Annotated in this window: 19 protein-coding genes; 10 read left to right on the forward strand and 9 right to left on the reverse strand. The window is 63.6% G+C overall.

Going from position 1 to position 21641, the window contains the following annotated elements; all coding sequences use genetic code 11:
* The first annotated feature begins 195 nt into the window (after positions 1-195).
* From B208_RS0115430 to B208_RS0115455, 6 genes are all read left to right on the forward strand, one after another.
* Complete coding sequence (locus B208_RS0115430) at positions 196-915, forward strand: fumarylacetoacetate hydrolase family protein (RefSeq protein WP_007981875.1); 720 nt, start codon at positions 196-198, stop codon at positions 913-915.
* A 97-nt stretch (positions 916-1012) separates the two neighbouring features.
* Positions 1013-2554 carry a long-chain-fatty-acid--CoA ligase gene (locus B208_RS0115435; protein ID WP_049805646.1) on the forward strand — a complete coding sequence of 514 codons (1542 nt, stop codon included), beginning with the start codon at positions 1013-1015 and terminating at the stop codon, positions 2552-2554.
* A 293-nt stretch (positions 2555-2847) separates the two neighbouring features.
* Positions 2848-3735: an ABC transporter ATP-binding protein gene (locus tag B208_RS0115440; protein WP_007981873.1), complete on the forward strand. Its 888-nt coding sequence runs from the start codon at positions 2848-2850 to the stop codon at positions 3733-3735.
* Positions 3732-5657: an ABC transporter permease subunit gene (locus B208_RS0115445; RefSeq protein WP_007981872.1), complete on the forward strand. Its 1926-nt coding sequence runs from the start codon at positions 3732-3734 to the stop codon at positions 5655-5657. Before B208_RS0115440 ends, B208_RS0115445 begins: the two co-directional genes overlap by 4 nt.
* Positions 5650-6705 (forward strand): ABC transporter permease, encoded by a 1056-nt coding sequence (locus tag B208_RS0115450; RefSeq protein ID WP_026177882.1) that lies wholly within the window; start codon positions 5650-5652, stop codon positions 6703-6705. The genes B208_RS0115445 and B208_RS0115450 overlap by 8 nt, the downstream gene beginning before the upstream one ends.
* 163 nt (positions 6706-6868) lie before the next feature.
* Positions 6869-7858, forward strand: a complete 990-nt coding sequence (locus B208_RS0115455; protein WP_007981869.1) for a glycerophosphodiester phosphodiesterase — start codon at positions 6869-6871, stop codon at positions 7856-7858.
* A gap of 89 nt (positions 7859-7947) precedes the next feature.
* Here the strand turns inward: B208_RS0115455 and B208_RS0115460 are convergent, their stop codons facing one another.
* A complete protein-coding gene (locus B208_RS0115460) occupies positions 7948-8418 on the reverse strand; it encodes a cupin domain-containing protein (RefSeq protein WP_007981867.1) in 471 nt (156 codons plus the stop codon).
* Positions 8419-8753: 335 nt separating this feature from the next.
* Between B208_RS0115460 and B208_RS0115465 the strand changes: the two genes are divergently transcribed.
* From B208_RS0115465 to B208_RS0115480, 3 genes are all read left to right on the forward strand, one after another.
* Positions 8754-9185 carry a universal stress protein gene (locus tag B208_RS0115465; protein WP_007981865.1) on the forward strand — a complete coding sequence of 144 codons (432 nt, stop codon included), beginning with the start codon at positions 8754-8756 and terminating at the stop codon, positions 9183-9185.
* 69 nt (positions 9186-9254) lie between these two features.
* A complete protein-coding gene (locus B208_RS0115470) occupies positions 9255-10487 on the forward strand; it encodes an MgtC/SapB family protein (RefSeq protein WP_007981863.1) in 1233 nt (410 codons plus the stop codon).
* A gap of 377 nt (positions 10488-10864) precedes the next feature.
* The gene (locus tag B208_RS0115480) at positions 10865-12640 is read left to right on the forward strand and encodes a hypothetical protein (protein WP_007981861.1); all 1776 of its coding nucleotides are present in this window, start codon (positions 10865-10867) and stop codon (positions 12638-12640) included.
* A gap of 68 nt (positions 12641-12708) precedes the next feature.
* On the opposite strand, the gene B208_RS24440 is transcribed toward B208_RS0115480, so the two are convergent.
* The 3 genes from B208_RS24440 to B208_RS0115495 form a co-directional block, all read right to left on the reverse strand.
* Positions 12709-12867 carry a hypothetical protein gene (locus tag B208_RS24440; protein ID WP_007981860.1) on the reverse strand — a complete coding sequence of 53 codons (159 nt, stop codon included), beginning with the start codon at positions 12865-12867 and terminating at the stop codon, positions 12709-12711.
* A 94-nt stretch (positions 12868-12961) separates the two neighbouring features.
* Complete coding sequence (locus B208_RS0115490; RefSeq protein ID WP_007981858.1) at positions 12962-14182, reverse strand: MFS transporter; 1221 nt, start codon at positions 14180-14182, stop codon at positions 12962-12964.
* Positions 14183-14252: 70 nt separating this feature from the next.
* Positions 14253-14885, reverse strand: coding sequence for a LysE family translocator (locus B208_RS0115495; RefSeq protein ID WP_007981856.1), 633 nt, complete (start codon positions 14883-14885; stop codon positions 14253-14255).
* Between the two features lie 129 nt (positions 14886-15014).
* On the opposite strand from B208_RS0115495, the gene B208_RS0115505 reads away from it, so the two are divergent.
* A complete protein-coding gene (locus B208_RS0115505) occupies positions 15015-15488 on the forward strand; it encodes a hypothetical protein (RefSeq protein ID WP_007981852.1) in 474 nt (157 codons plus the stop codon).
* Here the strand turns inward: B208_RS0115505 and B208_RS0115510 are convergent, their stop codons facing one another.
* From B208_RS0115510 to B208_RS0115530, 5 genes are read right to left on the reverse strand one after another with little or no spacing between them, the layout of a single operon-like run.
* On the reverse strand, positions 15489-16778 hold the full coding sequence (locus B208_RS0115510) for an ABC transporter ATP-binding protein (protein WP_007981850.1): 1290 nt from the start codon (positions 16776-16778) through the stop codon (positions 15489-15491).
* 14 nt (positions 16779-16792) lie between these two features.
* Positions 16793-17914, reverse strand: coding sequence for an ABC transporter ATP-binding protein (locus B208_RS0115515; protein ID WP_007981848.1), 1122 nt, complete (start codon positions 17912-17914; stop codon positions 16793-16795).
* Between the two features lie 10 nt (positions 17915-17924).
* A complete protein-coding gene (locus B208_RS0115520; protein ID WP_007981846.1) occupies positions 17925-18914 on the reverse strand; it encodes an ABC transporter permease in 990 nt (329 codons plus the stop codon).
* A gap of 1 nt (position 18915) precedes the next feature.
* Complete coding sequence (locus B208_RS0115525; protein ID WP_007981845.1) at positions 18916-19914, reverse strand: ABC transporter permease; 999 nt, start codon at positions 19912-19914, stop codon at positions 18916-18918.
* 37 nt (positions 19915-19951) lie between these two features.
* Positions 19952-21541, reverse strand: coding sequence for an ABC transporter substrate-binding protein (locus tag B208_RS0115530; protein ID WP_007981843.1), 1590 nt, complete (start codon positions 21539-21541; stop codon positions 19952-19954).
* Between the last annotated feature and the right edge of the window lie 100 nt (positions 21542-21641).

Genomic DNA, 21641 nt, shown 5'->3' on the forward strand with positions numbered 1-21641 from the left:
AAATTACAGTCCGCATATTTATGTGCGGTAGTCGCACAACGCTACGCTCTCCACGAAATTTCCATTTTGAAACTTCAGCATTGGTCACGATTTCAACATCAGTCTCGACTTCAGCATCAGCAGCAGCGAACACTTCGGGTACGTAGTCAGCGCGCACCGAAAGGAATAGACGCCTGCTTCGAGTGGCTACGACGTATGCGCTTGGCACGGATACGGACCGCGGATGGGGTGTTGACTGGTGAATACGAGGACGGGACGGTAGACACCGGCTCCGAGTCGTACCTCGTCGGTGACGACGCCGAACTGCTCGCTCCCTGCGAACCGTCGGCGCTGTACTGCGTCGGGCGAAACTACGCGACGACGAACGACCAGATGGGGTACGAGCGACCCGAGCGTCCCGACTGGTTCATCAAGCCGTCGGTGTCGGTTCTTCCGCACGGAGCGGCACTACCGTATCCCGACTGGACGAGCGAACTGACGTACGCCGGAGAACTCGCCGCCGTTATCGACGGTCGATGCACGAACCTCGACGTTGGCGACGTGGACGACGCGGTTCGCGGATACACGATACTAAACGACCTCGACGCCCTCGACCAGGACGGACGAACCGCCCGGAAAGCGTTCGACGGGTCGGCTCCGTTGGGTCCGTGGATCGAGACGGAGTTGGACCCCTCGGACGTCGAGATGACGACGCACGTCGGCGGCGACCTTCGTCAGGAGGCGAACACTTCGGAAATGCTGTTTTCCCCGCGCGAAGTCATCGCGTTCCTCTCGGAGCGGTACACGTTCCAACCGGGCGACGTCGTTTCGTTCGGCAGTCCCGCCAACCCCGGTCTCGTTCGCCCCGGCGAGGTGGTCGAAATCCGATACGACGGTATCGGAACGCTCCGAAATACGATCGTCGACGCGGACTAATCACACGAGAACCGGCGTATCGACGGCACGGAGACGCCGAGAGAATCGAACTACCAGCGCCCGGATATTTATTATCTATGCGGATGGAAATCAGTGTATGTATCCCACTGTGGGAGACACTCTCTCCCTATCGGCCGAGAAGAACCCGGACCGCACCGCACTGGTGTACCCGCGAAAAGACCAATCCTGGACGTATCGTGAGTTCGACGAGCGAGTGAACCGACTCGCCAACGCGCTCTCCGAACGCGGTGTCGAGAAGGGAGATCGCGTCTCGACGCTCCTGTTCAACACCAGCGAACTGGTGCTCACGATGTACGCCGCCTCGAAACTCGGTGCGGTGTTCAACCCGCTCAACTTTCGCCTGCCCGCCGGGGAGGTGACGTACATCCTGAACGACGCCGAGAGTTCGGTACTCGTCTACGAAGACGCGGTGGCGGAGGTTGTCGAGACGGCCAGAGACGACCTGAAAACGGTCACGGAGTTCGTCCACGTCGATGACCCGGACGCGGACACGTACTTCTACGACCTGCTCGCGGACCAATCGGCGGCCGAACCGAACGCGGACGTCTCGGATGAGGACGACTACATCGTCATGTACACCAGCGGAACCACCGGGCGGCCGAAGGGCGTCGTCCACGCTCACCGAGACATGATAGAGCACAGCATGTCCGTTCTCGTCGACCAGCAACTGACCCGAGACGACGTCGGCCTCTCGGCGGCACCGCTCTATCACTCCGCGGAACTCCACGTCTTCCTCATTCCGCGGATTCACGTGGGCGCGACGAACGTCATCCAGCACGCCTTCGACCCGGAGGAGACGCTCTCGATGCTCGTCGAACACGACGTGACGGTCCTGTTCGGTGCGCCGACGATGTGGCTGGCGATGCTCCAAGCGAACCCGGAATCCTACGACCTCTCCGCGCTCCGATTGGGCGGGTACGGCGGCGCGAGCATGGCACCGGCCACCATTCGCGACGTCCACGAGCGAATCGGCTGTGACCTCATCCAGTACTACGGCATGACCGAACTCGGTCCGGCGGTCACGGTGCTCTACCCGGACGAGCAACTGGAGAAGGCGGGCAGCGCCGGGATTCCGATACTCAACCACGACGTTCGCGTCGCCCGTCTCGACGCGGACGGAAACGCGCTCGCGCCGGACGAAGAAGCGCCCACCGGAACCGTCGGCGAAATCATCGTTCGGGGTCCGGCGTTGATGCGAGAGTACTGGAACAGTCCCGAGAAAACCGACGCGGCCATCCGCGACGGGTGGTACTACTCCGGCGACCTCGGCTACGCCGACGAGGACGGCTACGTCTGGGTCAAAGACCGCGCGGACGACATGATAATCAGCGGCGGGGAGAACATCTACCCGCGGGAGGTCGAAGACACGCTCCTCGAACACCCCGACGTGATAGAGGCGGCGGTCGTCGGCACGCCCGACGACGAGTGGGGCGAGAAAGTGGTCGCGTACGTCGCCGCCGAGTCGGGAACGACCGCGGAAGCGCTCGATTCGTTCCTCCTCGGGAACGACGACCTCGCCGACTTCAAGCGGCCGCGCGAGTACGCCTTCGTCGACGAACTGCCGAAGACGCCCAGCGGGAAGATTCAGAAGTTCGAACTCCGGGAGGACGACGCGTAAGGGCGAGGATTGGAATGTAATCGTCAGGGAGGTTTCGTTACTGGTTCGAAGAGGGGTGCTATCGCAACGTATCTGGGGGACTGGTTCGACACAAAGAATTTGAAATAATGTCTAGATACTTTAATAATCTGTAAAACTGCCGGCACCACTTTCGTTCTCTCTGTCTTCTTGATTGGTCGATTCCGTCAATCGTTGGGTATCAGCGCGGTTTTGCGGCGTTTACCGTTCGTCAACGACTCCCATTCCACTGGCACACGCTCAAGTAGCTCCAGTGTCGAGAGTAGAACATATCTATGCTCGAAGTGGAAAATCTCCGGAAGGAATACGGCGGCTTCACGGCCGTCGAGGGGAGCAGTTTCTCCGTCTCCGATGGGGAGGTGTTCGGGGTCATCGGCCCGAACGGCGCGGGGAAGACGACGACCCTGAAGATGCTCGCCGGACTCATCGAACCGACCGCCGGGAGCGCGCGGGTCGCGGGCTACGACGCGCAGGACCCCGAGATGCGGACTCAACTCGGATTTCTCCCCGAGGAGTCGCCGCTGTACGAGGACATGACGCCGCTGTCGTACCTGTCCTTCTTCGCCGACCTCTACGACGTGCCGAGCGGCGTCGCCGACGAGCGGATTCACCGCACGCTGGACCGCCTCGAACTGGACCACCGCGAGCGACGACTGGGGGACATGTCCAAAGGAATGCGGCGGAAGGTCGCCATCGCCCGCTCGCTGGTCAACGACCCGGCGGTGCTGATTTACGACGAACCGGCGAGCGGGTTGGACCCGCTCACGACGAACTACATCATCGAGTTCACGCGCGAGTTGAGCGATTCGGGCAAGACGGTCGTCTTCAGCGCGCACAACCTGTTTCACGTCGAGAGCATCTGTGACCGCATCGTCGTGATGAACAACGGTCGAATCGTGGCGGGCGGGAGCGTCGAAGACCTCCGCGAGGAACACGGCCGGACCGAGTACCACGTCTCCACGACGGTCGAGGTGACCGACGCGGTGCGGGAGAACGGAACTTACCGCCGCGTCGTCGAAAGCATGGACGCCGTGGCCGAGACGCGGGAACGCGCGGAAGCGGCCGGGGGGAGCGTCGTGGATATCGAGACGCGCTCGCCCAGTTTGGAGGACATCTTCCTCGATTTGGCGACCGACGCGCCGGACGTGGAGGGGCGTCCGTGAAGCGCCGCAAGACGCTCCGCATCGCACGCTGGGAAGTGAGCAAGAACGCGGGACAGTTCGACCGGCGGACGCTCGCCGTCGTCGCCGTCGTCCTCCTGTTCGTCGCCGTGCTGACCCCGATGGTCGCCAGTCGGGGGAACACCGTGGACGACGGCATCTACCGCGTCGGCGTCAGCGAGGACAGCCAGTACTACGGTCCGGTCGCGACCGACCCGACGTTCGTGGCCGTCGAACCGACCGCGGAGACCTACGAGTCGGGCGAATTCGACGTGTTCGTCTGCACCGGTGATGCCGTTCCGAACTGTCCTCGGGACGCGCTGCGTTACAAGGATTCGCCCAAAGGCAAGGCGGCGCTCGCCGAACTGCGGACGACGGTCGAGCGGTACAACGACGAACGGATGGCCGAAGAACCGGACCGCGCCGCCGCGTTTCCGGTGAACGTCACGCTCCGGTACGTCCAGCAGAACGCCACTGCCGGTGCTCCCGGAGCGGGAAAAAGTGGAGCAAGCGGACCCGGCGCGGGTGACGGAATCACCACCCGCACCACGACGGCGGGCGAGACGCGCCTCGGCGGAAGCGACGGTGCCGGAAGCGGTGGTGCCGGAACGGACGGAACGGGCGGAAACGACGCGGGCGGTCGGGACGGGTCGGCGACCGGGTCCGTCGCGGCCCCGTCGGTGGGTTCCGGGTCGTCCATCTTCGTCGATAACGAGCGGCAGGGGACTCCTTCGGACATCTCGCCGCCGTTCCCGTTCGAGTCGCTGGTGCTCGCGTTCGCGTTCATCCTGCCGATGAACTTCGTGATTCAGGCCTACGCGAGCAGCGTCATCGAGGAGCGCATCAACGACCGCGGCGAGTTGCTCCTCGTCTCGCCGGTGTCCCGCGGCGACATCATCGTCGGCAAGACTCTACCGTACTTCGTCGGCATGGTCGCCATCGCAACGGTGACGGCGGTCGGTATCGTGCAGTTCACCCCTAACGTCGGTACCGAACCGCTGGCCGTCGCGGGTGCGGTGGTGACGGCAGTGTCGGCGGTGATTCCCATCGCGCTGTTGTTCCTCGCCAGCGCGTTCGTCGGCGCGATGTTCTCCCGGTCGTTCAAGGAACTCACGTTCGTCACGGTGTCGCTCAGCGTCTTCCTCACCTCCTACGCGTTCGTGCCGTCCGTGTTCACCGACGTGCATCCCATCGCGTCCATCTCGCCCCTGTCGCTGGTGGTTCGCGTCCTGCAGGGCGAGTCGGTCGCGCTGGGACAGTACGCCTTCTCGACGCTGCCGCTGTTTCTCACCGCGGGTGTGTTGTTCGCGCTCGGCGCGGGCGTCTACCGCGAGGAGGACATGTTCACCCAGCGCCCGGTGACGCTGAAGGCGCTCGACGCGCTCGACAGCCAACTTCACGGGATGCGGAGCGTCGCAAAATGCAGCGCGCTCTCGATTCCGTTCGTCTTCGTGGCCGAACTGCTCGCGGTGGCGCTCCTCTTCGCGCTCCCCGTGGACCTCTCGATTCCCGTGTTGCTCCTCGCAATCGCGTTCATCGAGGAGGTCGCAAAGAGCGTCCACGTCTACGCCGGGTTCTCCCACTCGCGGTTCGACCGCTCGCTTCGGACGGTGGGGAGCCTCGGTCTGCTGAGCGGCTTCGGCTTCTTCGTCGGCGAAAAACTGACCGCCATCGCCCAGTTGGTCGGGCTTCCGAACCTCGAACTCGGACGGGCGGCGTTCGGTGCTGCCACCGGTCTCGGCGTGGACGCCTCGCCGCTCGTCTTGCTGGGCCTGCTGTTCGCGCCGCTCGCGCTCCATTCGGTCACGGCGACCGTCACGGCCTACGGGGCCAGCAAGGACCGAAATTGGTACGCGTGGACGCTGGCCGTCACGACGCTGGTTCACGCCGCCTACAACCTCACGGTGGTGAACGCCCTTGGATAAACGCCTCACCGTTGCGCGGCGGGAGTTGGCGTCGCTCAGGAGCGAGAAGACCATCGTGCTGGCGATACTGATCCAGTTGCTCATCGCGGCGTTCTCGTCGTTCCTCGCAGTCGGACTGGTGTCGATGTACGACCCCGGGTCCGCCTCGAACGGCTTCGTCGTCTCGTTCGGCGTGACGGGGGACGCGAGCGCCGACCTCGCGCCCGTCCTCGCTTCGGACGATAGCTGGGAGGCGGAGCACTACCGGACCCAGCGCGCCGCGATGCGCGACTTCCGGTCCGGAAGAATACACGCCGTTCTCGCCGTCGACCGCACCGCGGACGGAAGCGTCCGCGTGACCGCCATCGCCCCGGATGGCAACATCAAGACGACGCTCGTCGTGACCCAGATAAAGGAGGTACTCGACAAACTCGAACGCCGCGAGCGGGCGCGGTTCGCCTCTCGACTCGAACGGTCGCCCGTCGCACCGCCGCCCGAGACGGGTGCGAGTCCGTACTTCGGGTTCACCTACACGGTGCTCATCCCGCTGTTGATGTTCCTCCCGGTATTCATCAGCGGGAGCGTCGCCGTGGACACCATCGCCGAGGAGTACGACCGCGGAACCCTCGAACTCCTCCGCGTGACGCCGCTGACCGGCGTGGACATCGTGGACGGCAAACTGCTGGCGATGGGAATACTCGCGCCCGTGCAGGCCGCGGCGTGGTTGGTACTCCTCTCGTTTAACGGGACCAACGTCGCCAACCCGCTCGAAATCGTGGCGCTCGTCGCGGCCTTCTCGGTCGCCATCGTCGCTATCGGCGCGATACTCGCGTTGCGGTTCCGCGACAGAAAGCAGGCCCAGTTTCTGTTCTCGATGGCGATGCTCGTCGTCTTCAGCGGGACGTACCTCCTGCCGGAAGCGCCCGCGAACACCGTGGCGAGGCTCGCCATCGGCAGTCCGACGCCGTTTACCCACGCGATGGTGGCGCTCTATTTGGCGTGTTCGCTCGCGGGTTACGCGCTGGTCCGCCGGGTCGTCGGTGGCCGGGGGCTTTTGACGACCGCGTAAGCGCGACGTGCGGGGTGGTTCGACCGAGACGGAAGTCTCCGTATTTCAACAAATCGGAGAGCGCACAGTGTCGAATCCTGGATATAATATCAATATATAGTATTTTGAATTAATCTGGAAGTCTATTATAAATATTATAGCGATGGCGGGTGTGAATCGGGATATGGTGTCAGAACGACTCCAGACGTTGAATCGGCGAACGTTCGTTGGAACCGGGGCCGCGGTCGCCAGCACCGCGCTGGCTGGCGTCGGAACCGCACAGCAGCGATGTTCCGACGACGACGAAGGTGATCACGGAGCGGACGACGACCACGGGCGCGGTGGGGGAGACGACGAGGACGACATCACGTACGTCGCCCACCGCGGGTACAAGGGACTCCACCCGGAGAACACGCTCCGTGCGTTCGAAGCGGCCTCGCGGACGGCGGACATGATAGAACTCGACATCATGCCGTGTGCGGACGGCGAAATCGTCGTCTTCCACGACGAGAAACTCGGCGCGCGGGACGGCGGTACCCGCGGCCTCACCGACCAGCACGGGTACGTCTGGGAGAACGACTGCGAGACGGTGTTGAACGCGAACGTCCTCGGCAGCGGGGAAACCGTGCCGCTCCTCTCCGAGGCGTTGGCGGCCATTCCGAACCACGTCGACGTGAACATCGAGTTCAAGAACCCCGGGTCGGCGGCGGCGCAGTCCTCGACGAATCTCTCCGGCGCGGAACTGGAGGCCGGAAAGGAACGCTGGCGGTCGTTCACCGAGGACGCGCTCGACATCGTTGCCGAGCACGGAAACGACGTCCTCGTCTCCTCGTTCTACGAGGCGGCCATCGCCACCGTCCGCGAGGTGAACCCGGACATCCCCGTCGGCTATCTCCTCTGGGATTCCATCGAACGCGGCCTCGACATCGTTCGGGAGTACGACTGCGAGGCGGTCAACCCGCCGTACAACATGGTGAAAGGGTCGCCGTTCTTCGACGACCCCTACTACCTCGACGACCCGGACTTCGCGGACATCGACCTCGTGCAGGTCGCCCACGACGAAGGCCGCGAGGTCAACGTCTACACCCTCGATACGTGGTATCAAGCCGACCAACTGGCGAAAGCGGGCGTGGACGGACTCATCGTGAACTACCCGAACCTGCTCCGCGAGTAGTCGCTTCGGAAAGCGGAAGAACGTCTTTTCGAACGGTCTGTACGGAGCGACACGCTCGAATGGCGTCGAAAAGGGGATCCGTCGTGAGTTTACATCTCGACGGTCGTTCCGCAGTCGGGACATTCGAGGTACATCCCGTCGTCTCCCATCCGGAACCCGAGAACGTCGCTCTCACACTCCGGACAGGGCTGTGCGACGCGGACATCGGTCGAGTCCCGCGGCGCACCGAGCGCGAGCGCGACCACTTCGTCGTCCGATTCGTTGCGCCCCTGCTGGAACTCTCCCGGCGGGAATCGAATCGCTTCCCCAGCGCCGACCTCGACGGTTTCGCTTTCGGCGTCCGGCTCGGGTTTAGTCTCGAACGTCGCGGTCCCCGAGACGATGTAGAATATCTCCTCCTGGTCGAGGTGCGTGTGCAGTCCGCCCGAGAAGGCATCGCCCGGTTCGAGGGCGTAGTGGTTGATGGACATATCGTCCGTCTCCAGCGCGTTCGAGAGTCCGCGGCGGTCGGCGTCACCCATTCCTCCGGATTCCACGTCGTCGATATCGATTCGCTGCATACGTTGCGTTCACTTCTCGCGGGTCATAGGTTTATTGCTCCTCACGTTCGGAGTCGCCCCCGTCCCGCGGTCGTCAGACGGATACCGCGACTCCGACCTCGCCTTCCGAACCGCATCTCGTCCGTCGCCGATGTCGGACGGGATTCCAAGACAGCTACCGACGCCCCTGAGCGGGAGCACAGCTCCGCTGTCTCTGCGGACCCCTCGACGCTTCGTGCGATGGGGAGAACGGCGGTCCCGAAGTATATTCGGCGGTCTCGAAGGATGGTTGGCGATTCTCAGGTGGTGGCTATTGAACCGCGGTACTATCCCACTTCCCGCCGTACTCCCCACCGATGTACGATACCATCCTCGTCCCGACGGACGGTAGCGACTCGGCCGCGGAAGCGGCGCGAAACGCCGTCGAACTGGCGAAGCGGTTCGACGCGACGATTTACGCGGTGTACGTCATCGACATCGGCGCGATGTGGCCCGACGCCTACGAGGGGTCCATCCTGAACGACCTCGAAGAGCGGGGGAAGAAAGCGGTCGCGGCGGTGCGCGAACCGGCGGAGGACGCCGATATCGATGTCGTCGACGACGTGGTGACGGGCGGGCATCCACACCGCGTGATTCTGGACTACGCCGACGATAACGACATCGACTGCATCGTGATGGGTACCCACGGACGGCGCGGTCTCGACCGCTACCTACTGGGGAGCGTGACCGAGCGCGTCGTCCGAATGGCCGACGTGCCGGTGTTGACCGTCCACGAACCCGAGGAATGACGCCCTTCTCCCCGTGCTCCGCCCGCTGACGCGACGATTCATGTGTTCGCCCCGCCTAGGTCGTTCGTCATGGCGGTTCCGCTCGTCGTCGCCGTCTTCATCGCGCTGGGTATCGGCGTTCTCATCGGCATCGAACGGGAGTGGAGCGACCCCGGCAACCTGTTCGCCGGGAGCAGAACGCTCCCGCTCATCGCCGGATTCGGTGCGCTCGTACAGGCGTTCTTCCCGTCGCTCCTGCCGATAGCAGTCGTCTTCGTCGCCGGGTTGGTCGTCGTCGCCTACGTCGCCAAGGTGATGACGACGGGCGACATCGGGATGACGACGGCCGTTGCGACGATGCTGACCTTCGTCTACGGCGCGATGGCGACCCACTCCGATACGGGACTCCGACTCGCCGTCGTCTTCGGAACGGTAACGATGGCGCTCCTCGCGGAGAAACGGCCCATCCACGAGTTTGTCGCCCGCCTCAACGAAGCCGAGATGCGGGCGAGCCTGAAGTTCCTCGTCGTCGCCCTCGTCGTCTTCCCGCTCCTGCCGCCGGAACGCATCGCCTTTCTGGGCGGTTTGCGCCTCCAGTTCGTCTGGTTGATGGTCGTCTTCGTCTCGGGAATCAGCCTCACGGGATACGTGTTCGCCACGCTCGTCGGCAACGAGGTGGGTTTCGAAGTGACGGGCGTGCTCGGCGGCCTGGTCTCGTCCACGGCGACCGCGGTTTCGATGGCGGGGAACGCGCGGCGCGACCCGTCCCTCACCGGACTGTGCGGCGTCGCCACGGTCATCGCCTCGTTGACGATGTTCCCGCGGATTCTGTTGGAGGTCCTCGTCGTGAATCCGTCCCTGTTCGTCCCCGTCCTCCCGCCGGTCGTCGGGATGGTCGTCGTCGGCGTGGTGGTTTCCCGGGTGGTCTACAGCGGGGTCAGCGAGGACGTCCCGCTGGAGGCGGACGTGGAGAACCGGTTTCGGCTCTGGCCCGCGCTCTTCTTCGGGCTCTTTTTCGCAGTCGTCCTCGTCGCCACCACGACCGTCAGCGCCGAATTCGGAGCGACGGGCGTGTACTCGGTCGCCATCGTCTCCGGCCTCGTCGACGTGAACGCCATCACGATTTCGCTGAGCAATCTCGCCCGCGGCGGCACCATCTCGACCGCGACCGCGACGAGCGGCATCGTCCTCGCGGCCAGCGTCAACACGGCCGTCAAAATCGGAATCGTCTGGCTGTTCGGAACGCAGCGGTTGGGGCGGTCCGTCGTCGTCTCCCTCGGTGCCGTCACCGCGGTCGGTATCGGTTTCGTCGCGCTGTCGTGAGAGTTCGACGCCGCTACCGCCCACCGCCGTCGAATAGAAACTATCCGTCTCGACCGGAAAGCGAGCGCGCCCGTATTCGGCTTTCGTCGGTACCCGAGGTGATGCTTCGAAACGTCGTCGTCGGAACTCGCTTCGGATGGCGGTTTCGTTCCACCTAATTATTATCGTCTCTCATTTCACGCACTGTTTCATCGAGCATCGTCTCAGGTTTCTTTTATATTATTCAAATAAATAAATATAACACGAATCTACTGTCTATATTATATGTGATGGATGGCAAAAACAGTGGTTGGGAATCGGAAGCAAACGATACGAACGACGGATTCCGTCTCGGTCGTCGTCGTGCGCTTCAATTAAGCGGACTGGGAATCGGAAGTATGGCGATTCCGGGTCTCAGTTCGTCGTCGGTCCGCGCGGCGGAGGAAGGTGGAGAGTGCGCCGAGGGGCCGTTCGAACGGACGTACTCCGGGGGGTCGGTGAACTTCGGGCGAATCGCGTCACGACCGAAGCGAACGGCGACGGAAGCGAAACAGGCGGGGGCCGGGGAACCGGCGAGCGAACGGGAGATAGAAGCGTCGCGGGCACACGGTCAACACGGGCGGCATCGACACGAGCAAAAACACGGCTGGTGGGGCGACGGCGAGGACGAACTGTCCATTCTCACCGAGTACGACGGCGTGAACGCCGAGCAAACGTCGGGCGGTGTCCCCTCCGACTCGCAAATCGCGGCCGGGTACGGCAAGGTAATCCACGCGGTCAACACGCAGGTCGCCGTCTTCAACAAGCGGTCCGGGCACAAGGAGCTGTCCGTCCAGTTGAACGACATCTTCGCGCCGGTCATCGACGAACCGGAAGGCGGCTACGTCTACGGCGAACCGTTCGTCTTCGACCCCCGAGCGCGCTACGACCGACGGGAAAATCGGTTCGTCGTCGCCGCGGTCCAGTACGAACCCGGCATCACCGAAGACGGCGAAATCGTCACCCGCGAGGAGATGGAGGAGCGGGCGGGCGGCGAACCCGGCGAGGGTGAAGAGGGCGAGGACGGCGCGGAGACGGCCGCCGAAACCCTCGAACGGCCGCCGCGAGGATGGTGGGTCGTCGCCGTCTCCGAGACGCCCAACCCGAACGGGGAGTGGAACGTCTACCGGATTCCGCCGCTCGACAACGAGGGGCTGGTCGACTATCCCACGCTCGGACTGGACCGTGACGCCATCTACCTCGCGCAGAACTTCTTCGGCGAGGACGTGTCGGTGACGATGGTGACGCTCGACAAGGAGGCCATCTACCGCGGACGGGACACCACCGGTTATCACTTCACCGATTTGGACAACCCGAACGTAGAGCGGGAGGATTTCACCCTCCAACCGGCGCTTCAACCGTTCTCAGGCGGACAGCACGGGACGTTCTACCTGCTGGATTCCACCTTCCCGAATCCGACGGCGAGCGCGCTCACGATGTGGGAGTTGACCGACCCGCTCGACGACCCGACGCTGGAATGTCACACCGTTCCCGTCGAGGAGTTCGCCTATCCGCCGACCGCCGAGCAACCGGATTCCGAAAAGCGCATCGACACGCTCGGCACGCGGCAGATGAACCTCGATTACAACGACGGGTCGCTGTGGACGGCCCACACCATCGCCTACGACTGGAACGGCGACGGCGAACCGGTCGCCGCCATCAAGTGGTACGAAGTGGACACGCGGACGCGACAAGTCGTCCAGAGCGGCGTGTACGGCGAACCCGGCACGTCGTACTTCATCCCGACCATCCAGTCGGACGGCGATACGACAATCATCACGCACAACGTGAGCGGTCCCGACACGTACCCGAGCATGGCCGTCGCGGGACGAACCGAGTGGTACGACCGGAACAAATTGGAGGATTCTATCGTCGTCGAGGAGGGTAAATCACGATACGATTACGGCGAAGGCGAAGACGTCATGCGCTGGGGCGACTACAACGGTATCTCGGTGGACCCGCACACCGGAACGTTCTGGACGGTGGGTCAGTACTCGCCGGACATCGACATCGACCCCGCCGCCGAGGAGCGCGACCCGTACCACACGCGCATCGCGGAAGTGACCTTCGGCGACGGGTGGGGTCACGGTCACGGCGGTCACGACGACCACGACGACCGCGGTCGGTGGGACTGATACGACGGGTCCGAAATCCCGAAAACAACAGCGCTCGCGCGTCTCTCTCGATTCGTTCTCTCTTCGACTCAATCGCCCTCGGAGCGTTCGCTCCGACCGTCGAGTCGTTCGGTTCCTGCCTCGGGACCTTCGCCGTCGGTTTCCGTTCGCTCGTCGGGAGTCCCGATCAGACCGGCGTAGAGACCGGCCCACACGTTCGCTCGCTTCGTTCCGTTTCGTCCGTACATGGTCTTTCACCGAACCCCTTCGTCTCGCGGACGAAGTGATTCTTTAGGCTAGCCTAAAAACGGCGGTGGTAATAATCGTTTGGGTAGCCGGGACTCACCCATCCGTCCGCGTCGGGGTGCGCTCGATGCGGTCGCCGAGGCGGTATACGGCGCGGAAGGCGACCAACGCGATGGCGATTTCGAGCAGTCCGGTGACCGCGAACGCCGTCGTGAATCCGAGTCGGTCGGCGAGGCCGCCGCCGACGAGGAACCCGGTCAGGAACCCGAGACTTCCGGCGGCGTTGAACCCGGCCATGGCGACCCCTCTATCGCTCTCGCCCGCGATGTCGGTCACGAGCGCCATCGTCGCGGGCGAGACGAACGCGCCGCCGACGCCGACCGCGACCATCGCCGCGGCCGCGAGCGGGACGGTCGGTGCGAGGCCCACGGCGACGATGGTGACGCCGTAGCAGACGGACCCGACGACGATGGGGACGAACCGGCCGATGCGGTCGGAGAGTTTGCCCATCGGGTACTGCAACAGGGCGAACGGGGCGAAAAAGAGCATGAGCATCAGCCCCGTCGCGCCCGCGTCGAGACCGAACTCCGATTGGAAGTAGAGCGTCCCGACGAGCGCGAAAAAGCCCGCGGTGAGCCGGTCGATGAATCCGAACGCGTACGGAATCGACAGTTCGGGGCGCTCGCGGAGCCGTTTCAAGGCGGCCGCGGCAGTCTCCCGCGAGGACGACGGTACGCGGTCGGGTACCGAGCGGGCGAGCACTGCTGTCCCGACCATGAGGACGCTCGCAACGGCGAGCGGCGTCGTCGGGTGAACCTCGGCGAGTTGGCCGCCTATCGGCGCACCCATCGCGGTTCCGAGGCCGATGGCGATTCCGGCCGCGCCCATGTTCCGTCCGTGGCCGCCCCGGAGGTCCATCAACATCGTCATCGAGAGCGAGAACGCCGCGATGGTCGCCGCCCCCTGCACCACGCGGAGTGCCAGCACCCCGCCGAACGGGACGCCCAACGCCGGTGCCAGCGCGAGCGCCGCGTACCCGGCCGCCGCGCCGACCGCACCGAAAACGACGAGCGGAACGCGGGTTCCGAGACGGTCGCTCAGGTGGCCCCAGATTCCGGCACACACCACGAACGCGGCGAACTCGGCGACCAGAAACCACGTCCCGCCGTCGAGTTGTTCGCCCGCCCCGAGGTGGACCACGAGGTCCGGAACGCCGGGATAGAGGAGCACCTGTGCGAGCAGTACCGCCCAAATCACGGCGGCGAGACGGACGCGCTCGCCGCGCACGCTACGGACGCCATCCATCACCTGCGTCATCGTTCCGAATTGGGAGTACGCCCGGAAAACGGTATCTACATCGTCGCACCACGGCGGCCGCGGCGCTCCGTCAGTTCACCACGCGCTTTTCGAACAGAAGTTCGACGCCGAACCCGACCAACACGCTCGCGCTGGCGTAGCGGAGGAGGTCCCGGACGACGGCGCGTTCGAGTATCACCCGCCGCGCGCGACTGGAGAACGTCGCCAACGCCGCCTGATAACAGAAGCCGAGACAGCCGAACAGGACGCCGAGCGTGAATATCTGGACGGGGGCGTTCCCGCTCGATTCGACGAACTGCGGGAGGAAGGCGAGGAAGAACACGGCGACCTTCGGATTGCTGACGTTGATGACGAACGCCTGCCGGAACGACTCGGCGTGCGATTGCGTTTCCCCGTCCGAGGCGATGTCGAACTCGTCTCGATTCCTGAACGTCGTCACGCCGAGATAGAGGAGGTACGCCGCGCCGACGAGTTTGACGGCGGTGAACGCGAGGGCCGACGCCTTGAGGAGGGCGGACAGACCGAGGACGGCGGCGGTCGTGTGAACGAGACTCCCGGTGGACGTTCCCGCGGCGGCCATCACCCCGGCGGTTCGGCCGTCGCTGATGCTCCGTTTCAACGTGTAGATGCTGTCCGGTCCCGGCGCGACGTTCAGCGCGAGCGCGGCCGGAACGAAGGCTACGAGAACGCCCGTATCGACCATACGAAGGGAATGGGAACGACGGAGATAAACGCTGGGTCGTTGGCAAACCACGGGTTCATCCACGACGACCGGGCGCGGAAGGAAGCCACAAAAGCCACCACGGTGGACGGATTTGGATAACCAAGGGCCATGTCACGAACCGAGTCGGACGACCAGTTGGGTTTCGAGGGCAACGTCGATTACCTCGGGCGCGCTATCCGGGCGCTCGTCCCCCAGTGGGTCGCCCGGCGGAGCGTCGCGGTTTCCGTCTCGGTTCCCGAGGCGCGGTACGCCGTCGGCGACGAGATTCCCATCACCGTGACGTTCGAGAATCGAAGCCCGTTCCCCGTCGTCGTCGAAACCCCGCGCCAGCGCCTCTGGGCGTGGGAGGTGGACGGCGAACTCGAAGCCAGCGACGAAGCCTACTACGTCCGAAACCGTCCGAACGCCTTCTACTTCCGGGCGCGGGAGAAAAAGCGGACCACCGTGACGTGGGACGGGCGATTCGAACGAACGGACGAACCCTCCCGTCGTCCCGCCGACCCCGGCGAGTACACAGTCGCCGCGTACCTCGCCACGGGGGACGAACGGCCGCGGGACGAGACGACCGTCACGATTCGATAGCTACTGCTGGATTCCGTCGAGCACGTCGTCCCGGTGACGGTGACAGGCGGCGTCGTGCGGCGTGGTTCCGTGTTCGGTCGGAACCTCGTACTCGGGAACCTGTCTCGCACAGATGCTCTTCTCGGCGAACGACTCGTTCAGCAGTTCGGTCGCGCCGTCCCAGTCGCCGTCCACGATTCGTCCGGCGGCGTCGTCCACGATTCGCCCCGCGTCGCCGTGCGGTTTCTCGCCGTCGAAGAAGCGATTCTCTATCTCTTCCTTCGTCGTCGGTTCGAACGACCGACGCTGGACCTCCCGAAGGAACGCCCGCGTGTTCTCCCACTCCTCGCGGGAGAGGTCGTACTCCTTCGGCGCGATGAGCTTCGGACACCGGGTTCGGAAGCGACACCCGGACGGCGGGTCGATGGGACTCGGCACGTCGCCTTCGAGGACGCCGCGGGTCCCCTCCAGTCGCGGGTCGGGAACGGGAATCGACTCCAGCAGGGCCTGCGTGTAGGGATGCTGCGGGTTCTCGTACAGTTCCTCCTTCTCCGCGAGTTCAACCAACTGTCCGAGGTACATCACCGCCACGCGGTCCGAGATGTGGCGGATGACGGAGAGGTCGTGGGCGATGAACAGGTACGTCAGGCCGAACTCGTCCTGCAACGACCGCATGGTGTTGAGCACCTGCGCCTGAATGGAGACGTCGAGGGCGGTGACGGGTTCGTCACAGACGATGAAGTCCGGGTTCACGCTCAAGGCGCGCGCCAGATTCACCCGCTGTCGCTGCCCGCCGGAGAAGGCGTGCGGATGGCGATTGTAGTGTTGCGGGTCGAGACCGACCTTTTCGAGCAGTTCGCGCGCCCTCGCCTCCCGTCCCTCGGAATCGTACATCCCGTGGGCCTTCATCGGTTCCTCGACGATGGGACCGATTTTCATCCGCGGGTCGAGCGAGGACTGCGGGTCCTGAAATATCATCTGGACGTCCTTGCGCTGGGACCGAAGCCCCTCCCCGTCCAACGCGGTCAGGTTCTCGCCCTTGAAATACACCGTCCCGTCGGTCGGTTCGACCAGCCGAAGAATGGCCCGCGCGAGCGTGCTCTTGCCACATCCCGACTCGCCGACGAGGCCGAGCGTTTCGCCCTTTCGAATGGTGAACGACACGTCTTCGACGGCGCGGACCGGCTTTTGCTCCCCGAACACCCCCGACAGGAAGCCGCCGCTGTCGGCGAAATGTTTCGTGAGGCCGTCCACTTCGAGAAGCGGTTCACCCATCTTCGGTTCCTCGTCGGCCACTTTTCCCGTCGCCATCGAATCACTCACGGTCAGTCACCCTCCTGCGGGTCGGTGACGACATCACCCGTGATACCCGTCTCGGCGCGAATCTCGATGGGGTCGCTGAACTCGTAGCCCACGTCGAAGGCGTCGTGTTTCACGCACGCCGCCTTGTGCGTGTTTTCGCCTTGGTCCGACACCTCCCGACAGTCGGGGTGGACCTCCGTGCAGATTTCGCGGGCGTCGGGACAGCGGGTGTGGAACCGACACCCGCGCGGCGGGTCGATGGCCTCGGGCATGACGCCCCGAATCGGATTCAATTCCTCGACGGTCTGATCGGGGCGGGGCATGGAGTCCAACAGCGCCTCGGTGTAGGGGTGTTTCGTGTCGTAGAACAGGTCGTCCACGGTCGCCTGCTCGACGATTTCGCCGAGGTACATCACGTTCACGCGGTCACAGAGTTCGGCGACGACGCCCATGTCGTGGGTGACCCAGATGAAACTCGTGTCGTACTTGTCCTGTAGCTCGTCCACGAGCGAGAGGATTTGGCCCTCGACGGTCACGTCGAGCGCCGTCGTCGGTTCGTCCGCGATGATGAGACTCGGCTCGCAGGCCAGCGCCATGGCGATGAGCACGCGCTGGCGCATCCCCCCGGAGAACTGGTGGGGGTAGTTGTCGTACCGTTCCACCGGTTCCGGGATGCCCACCTCGCGGAGCATGTCGATAGCTTCCTCCTTGGCCTCGCTCTTCGAGAGGCCGCGGTTGAGTTTGATGAACTCCCGAAGTTGGTCGCCCACCGTGAACACCGGGTTCAGGCTCTCCATCGGGTCTTGGAAGATGATGGCGATTTCGCGGCCGCGAATCCGTCGGCGCATCTCGTCGTTCGAGAGCATCTCGTCGCGTTGGCGGAGTTCGCCGTCCGGACCTTCTTCGAGGCCGAACAGCACCTCGTCGCGGAACCGAACCTCGCCGCCGACGATTTCGCCGGGCGGGTCGATGAGGCGCAAGATGCTCTGTGCGGCGACGCTCTTTCCGGCCCCGGATTCGCCCACGAGGCCGACGATTTCGCCTTCCTTTACGTCGAAGGAGATGCCGTCCACCGCGCGGACGACGCCCTCCTCGGTGAAAAACTGCGTCTTCAGGTCGTCGATGTGTAACAGTGTATCAGTCATGGTGTCTCCGTCAGTTCTTGATTCGCGGGTCGAGCGCGTCCCGCAGCCCGTCACCGAGCAGGTTGAACCCCATCACGGTGACGAGGATGGCGAGTCCCGGCCAGAGGCTGAACCACGGGTCGGGAAGCATGTAGCCGCGCGATTGACTCAACATCTGCCCCCACGACGGCGTGGGGGGCTGTGCGCCGAACCCGAGGAACGAGAGCCCTGCGACGATGAGGATGCTGATGCCGACCTGCAACGTCGCCTGCACGAGGACGGGTGCGAAACTGTTGGGAATCACGTGCCGGAGGATGATGTTCCGGTCGCGGACGCCCGCCGCTCTCGCCGCCTCGATGTACTCTTCCTCCCGGACGCTGACCACCCGCGACCGAATCAGGCGGGCGAACACCGGAATCGTCGTGATGCCGACGCCGATCATGGCGAACGTCAGGTCGCGGCCGAACGCGGCCATGAATGCGATGACCAGCACGAGGAACGGAATCGCGTACAGCGTCTCGGCAACGCGCATCAGCACGTCGTCTACCCATCCGCCGTGATAGCCCGCGACGGCACCGACGAGCGTCCCGCATATGAGACCGAATCCAGTCGAGACGATGCCGACTTGCATGGCGATTCGGGAGCCGTAGACGAGTCGGACGAGGATGTCTCGACCGCGGTGGTCGGTTCCGAGCGGGTACTCCCACAGTCCGGGGCCGAACGTGTTGCTCGTCCACGCCGGGGGACGCAGAATCTTGGCGTTCGACGGGTCGTTCACCGGGTTGTGCCAGAAGCTACTGATGATGGCGTAATCGAAGAGCTTCGCGTCTATCCACGCGAAGACCGCGACCACGAAGATGAAGCCGATGATGTAGAACCCGAACCGCGCGGTCGTGTCCTTGCGTATCTGGCTGAGCGTGTATCGCCACCCGACGCGGGCTTCGACTTTCCCCCCGTCGTCAGCCTGTTCGTTCCTGCTCGCGTTGCGAACGTCCGTCGAACTTGCTTCTCCTGTTCCCATCTTAGTCCACCTCGTCGTAGGTCACTCGCGGGTCGATGTACGCGTACGAAAGGTCGGTTATGACGACGCCCAGGATGAACGTCAGACCGAAGAATATCGTCGTCCCCATGACCAGCGGGTAGTCCTGATTGTTGATCGCCGTGATGATGAGCCGCCCCATTCCGTTGATGTTGAACACGGTTTCGGTCAGCACCGCCCCGCCGAGCGCCGACGTGAGTTGCAGGCCGACGACGGTGATGACGGGGAGTTGTGCGTTTCGAAACGCGTGCTTTCGGACGATGGTGCGCTCCGCGACGCCGTAGGCGCGCGCCAGCTTCACGTACTCCTGTTGGAGCACTTCCAGCATGGACGACCGTTCGATTCGCGTGATAGCGGCCATCTGGAGCGTTCCGAGCGAGAGCGTCGGGAGCAACAGGTGGGTGAACGTCTGCCAGAGCACGTCGCCCCGGGAGGACGCCCCCTCGACCGAACTCGGACTCGCCCACGGGAGCACCAGCCCCGTCGCCGGAAGCCAGTTCAGGTAGTACGCGAAGATGATGATGAGCATCAGTCCGATCCAGAACGACGGCGTGCTGACGCCGATGAGGGCGACGACGCGCGATATGTGGTCGGTCGGTTTGTTGCGTCGTTTGGCCGAGACGATGCCCAGCGGAATGGCGGCGACGAGTGCGAACGTGAAACTCGACAGCATGAGCAGGAGCGTCACCGGCAGTCGCTCCATTATCTTCTGCGTCACGGGGACCCCGTAGTAGATGCTCTGGCCGAGGTTCCCCTGCGCGACCGAGACGAGGTAGTTCACGTACCGCACCGGAAGCGGTTGGTTCAGCCCGTACTGTGCGCGTATCTCTTGGACCATCTGTGCGCTCGGCGAGGGTCCGAGCATTATCTGCACCGGGTTGCCCGGAATCGCGTTCGTCAACAGAAACGTTATCGTGACGATGCCGATGAGGACGGGGATGGCCTGCAGCAAGCGTCGAATCGTATAGCGGAAGATTCCCATTGTATTGTCGGTGAGTCGTATCGAAACGGGGGTCGAGCTACTGCGCCCCGATGGACACGTTGGTGTAGCTCGTCGCGAGAACGAAACTCAACAAGGGATGCGCCATGAACCCGTTCACGTCCTGTTTGACCCCGAAGCTGTTTTTCAAGTTGTACGACGGCAGGTGCGCCCGATCGTTGAGCAACTTGGTGATGGCGTTGCTGTACAGTTTCTTGCGTTCGGCGTGGTTCGCGGTTTTCCGCGCCTGCTGGACCTGTTTGTCCACGCCCGTGTAGTAGGTGCCGTCGGTCGTCCCGTGGGCCGACTTCGTGAAGAAGTAGTACAGGAAGTCGTCGGGGTCCGGACCGCCGGACCAGCCCAGCGTGTACATGTTGTAGTCGCTCGGCTTGCCCGAGACGTACTTATCGAGGAACGCACCCCAGTCGAGGCGCTGGACGTTGGCGTTGTATCCGGCTTCCTTCAGCCCGTTCGCCACGGTGACGCCGAGTTGCTGGCGCTTGTCGTCCGGCGGAACGATGATATTGGCGTTCCAGTTGTCCGGAACCTTGTCCGAACTGTCCAGCATCTCCTTTGCCTTGTCGATGTTCTTGTTGTGGGGAATCTTCTTCCACTTCTCCAGCGGGAAGCCCCACTGCTTCGAGAGCTGTTCCGGCAGCGGGCTGTACTGGCGGACGCCGGTCGGTTCGACGAAGTTCGACACGGCCTGGTCCATGTTGAAGCAGTAGTCGATGGCCTCCCGAACCTTGGGGTCCGTCGTCGGACCCTTCTTGCAGTTGAAGGCCAGATAGAAGTAGCCCATCCCGAGTTTGGATGCGATGGACGCGTCGTTCATGTTCTCGACCTGCTTCCAGAGCTTCGGCGGAATTTCCTCGATAACGTCGTTTTCCCCGGTCTGCAGGCTCGTGAGTCGGGTCGTGGGTTCCTCGACCGGCACGAACTTGACCTCGGAGAGGTTCGGTTCCGGCTTGCCCCAGTAGTTATCCCAGCGCTTGATTCTGGCGAAGTTGCCCTCCTGCCAGCCGTCGAATTTGAACGGACCGGAGCCGACGGGATTCTTCTTGTTGAACTTCTTTTTGTCCTTCTCCCGGACCTTCTTCGGGACGATGGAAGCGGTCAGGATGTTCATGAACGGCCCGTACGGATATTTCAGATCGAACTTGACCTTTCGATCTCCCATCGGCGTGACGGTGTCTATCATCGTGTACGTGGCCGCGTTCTCCGTCTCCTCCTTGACGGGTGCTTCGAAGGAGTACTTCACGTCCTCGGGCGTCATGGAGTCCCCGTTCTGGAACTTCACCCCCTTTTGCATCTCGACGATGTACGTCTTTCCGTTGTTCTTCACCGTCGGTTCCCCGGTTGCGATGTGGGGGACGATTTCGATGCCCGAGTTGTACGTATACAGCCCCTCGAATACGCGGTCCGATACCTGTTGGGATGGGACGTCGTTGAGGACGATGGGGTCGAATTCGAGCGGACTTTTGACCTGCGCGAGGTTCAGCTTTCCGCCACCGCCTCCGCCCTGTTGACTGCCTGTACAGCCAGCGAGCGCCGCGGCACCGGTTGCACCGAGGCCCTGTAGAAGCCGTCGTCGCTTTATCGAGTCTGGTATGGTGCTTTTTTTCGTCATGTGTTCTGTGATTCGTTGATGGGTTCGCCGCTCGTCCGCAGTCCGCGGATATGAGCAACTGTCGAATCTTTTTTACTGAGCCAATCATTGTTATTGGGTG

The organism is Haladaptatus paucihalophilus DX253, assembly GCF_000376445.1.
In the GTDB taxonomy this organism is placed as follows: Archaea; Halobacteriota; Halobacteria; order Halobacteriales; family Haladaptataceae; genus Haladaptatus; species Haladaptatus paucihalophilus.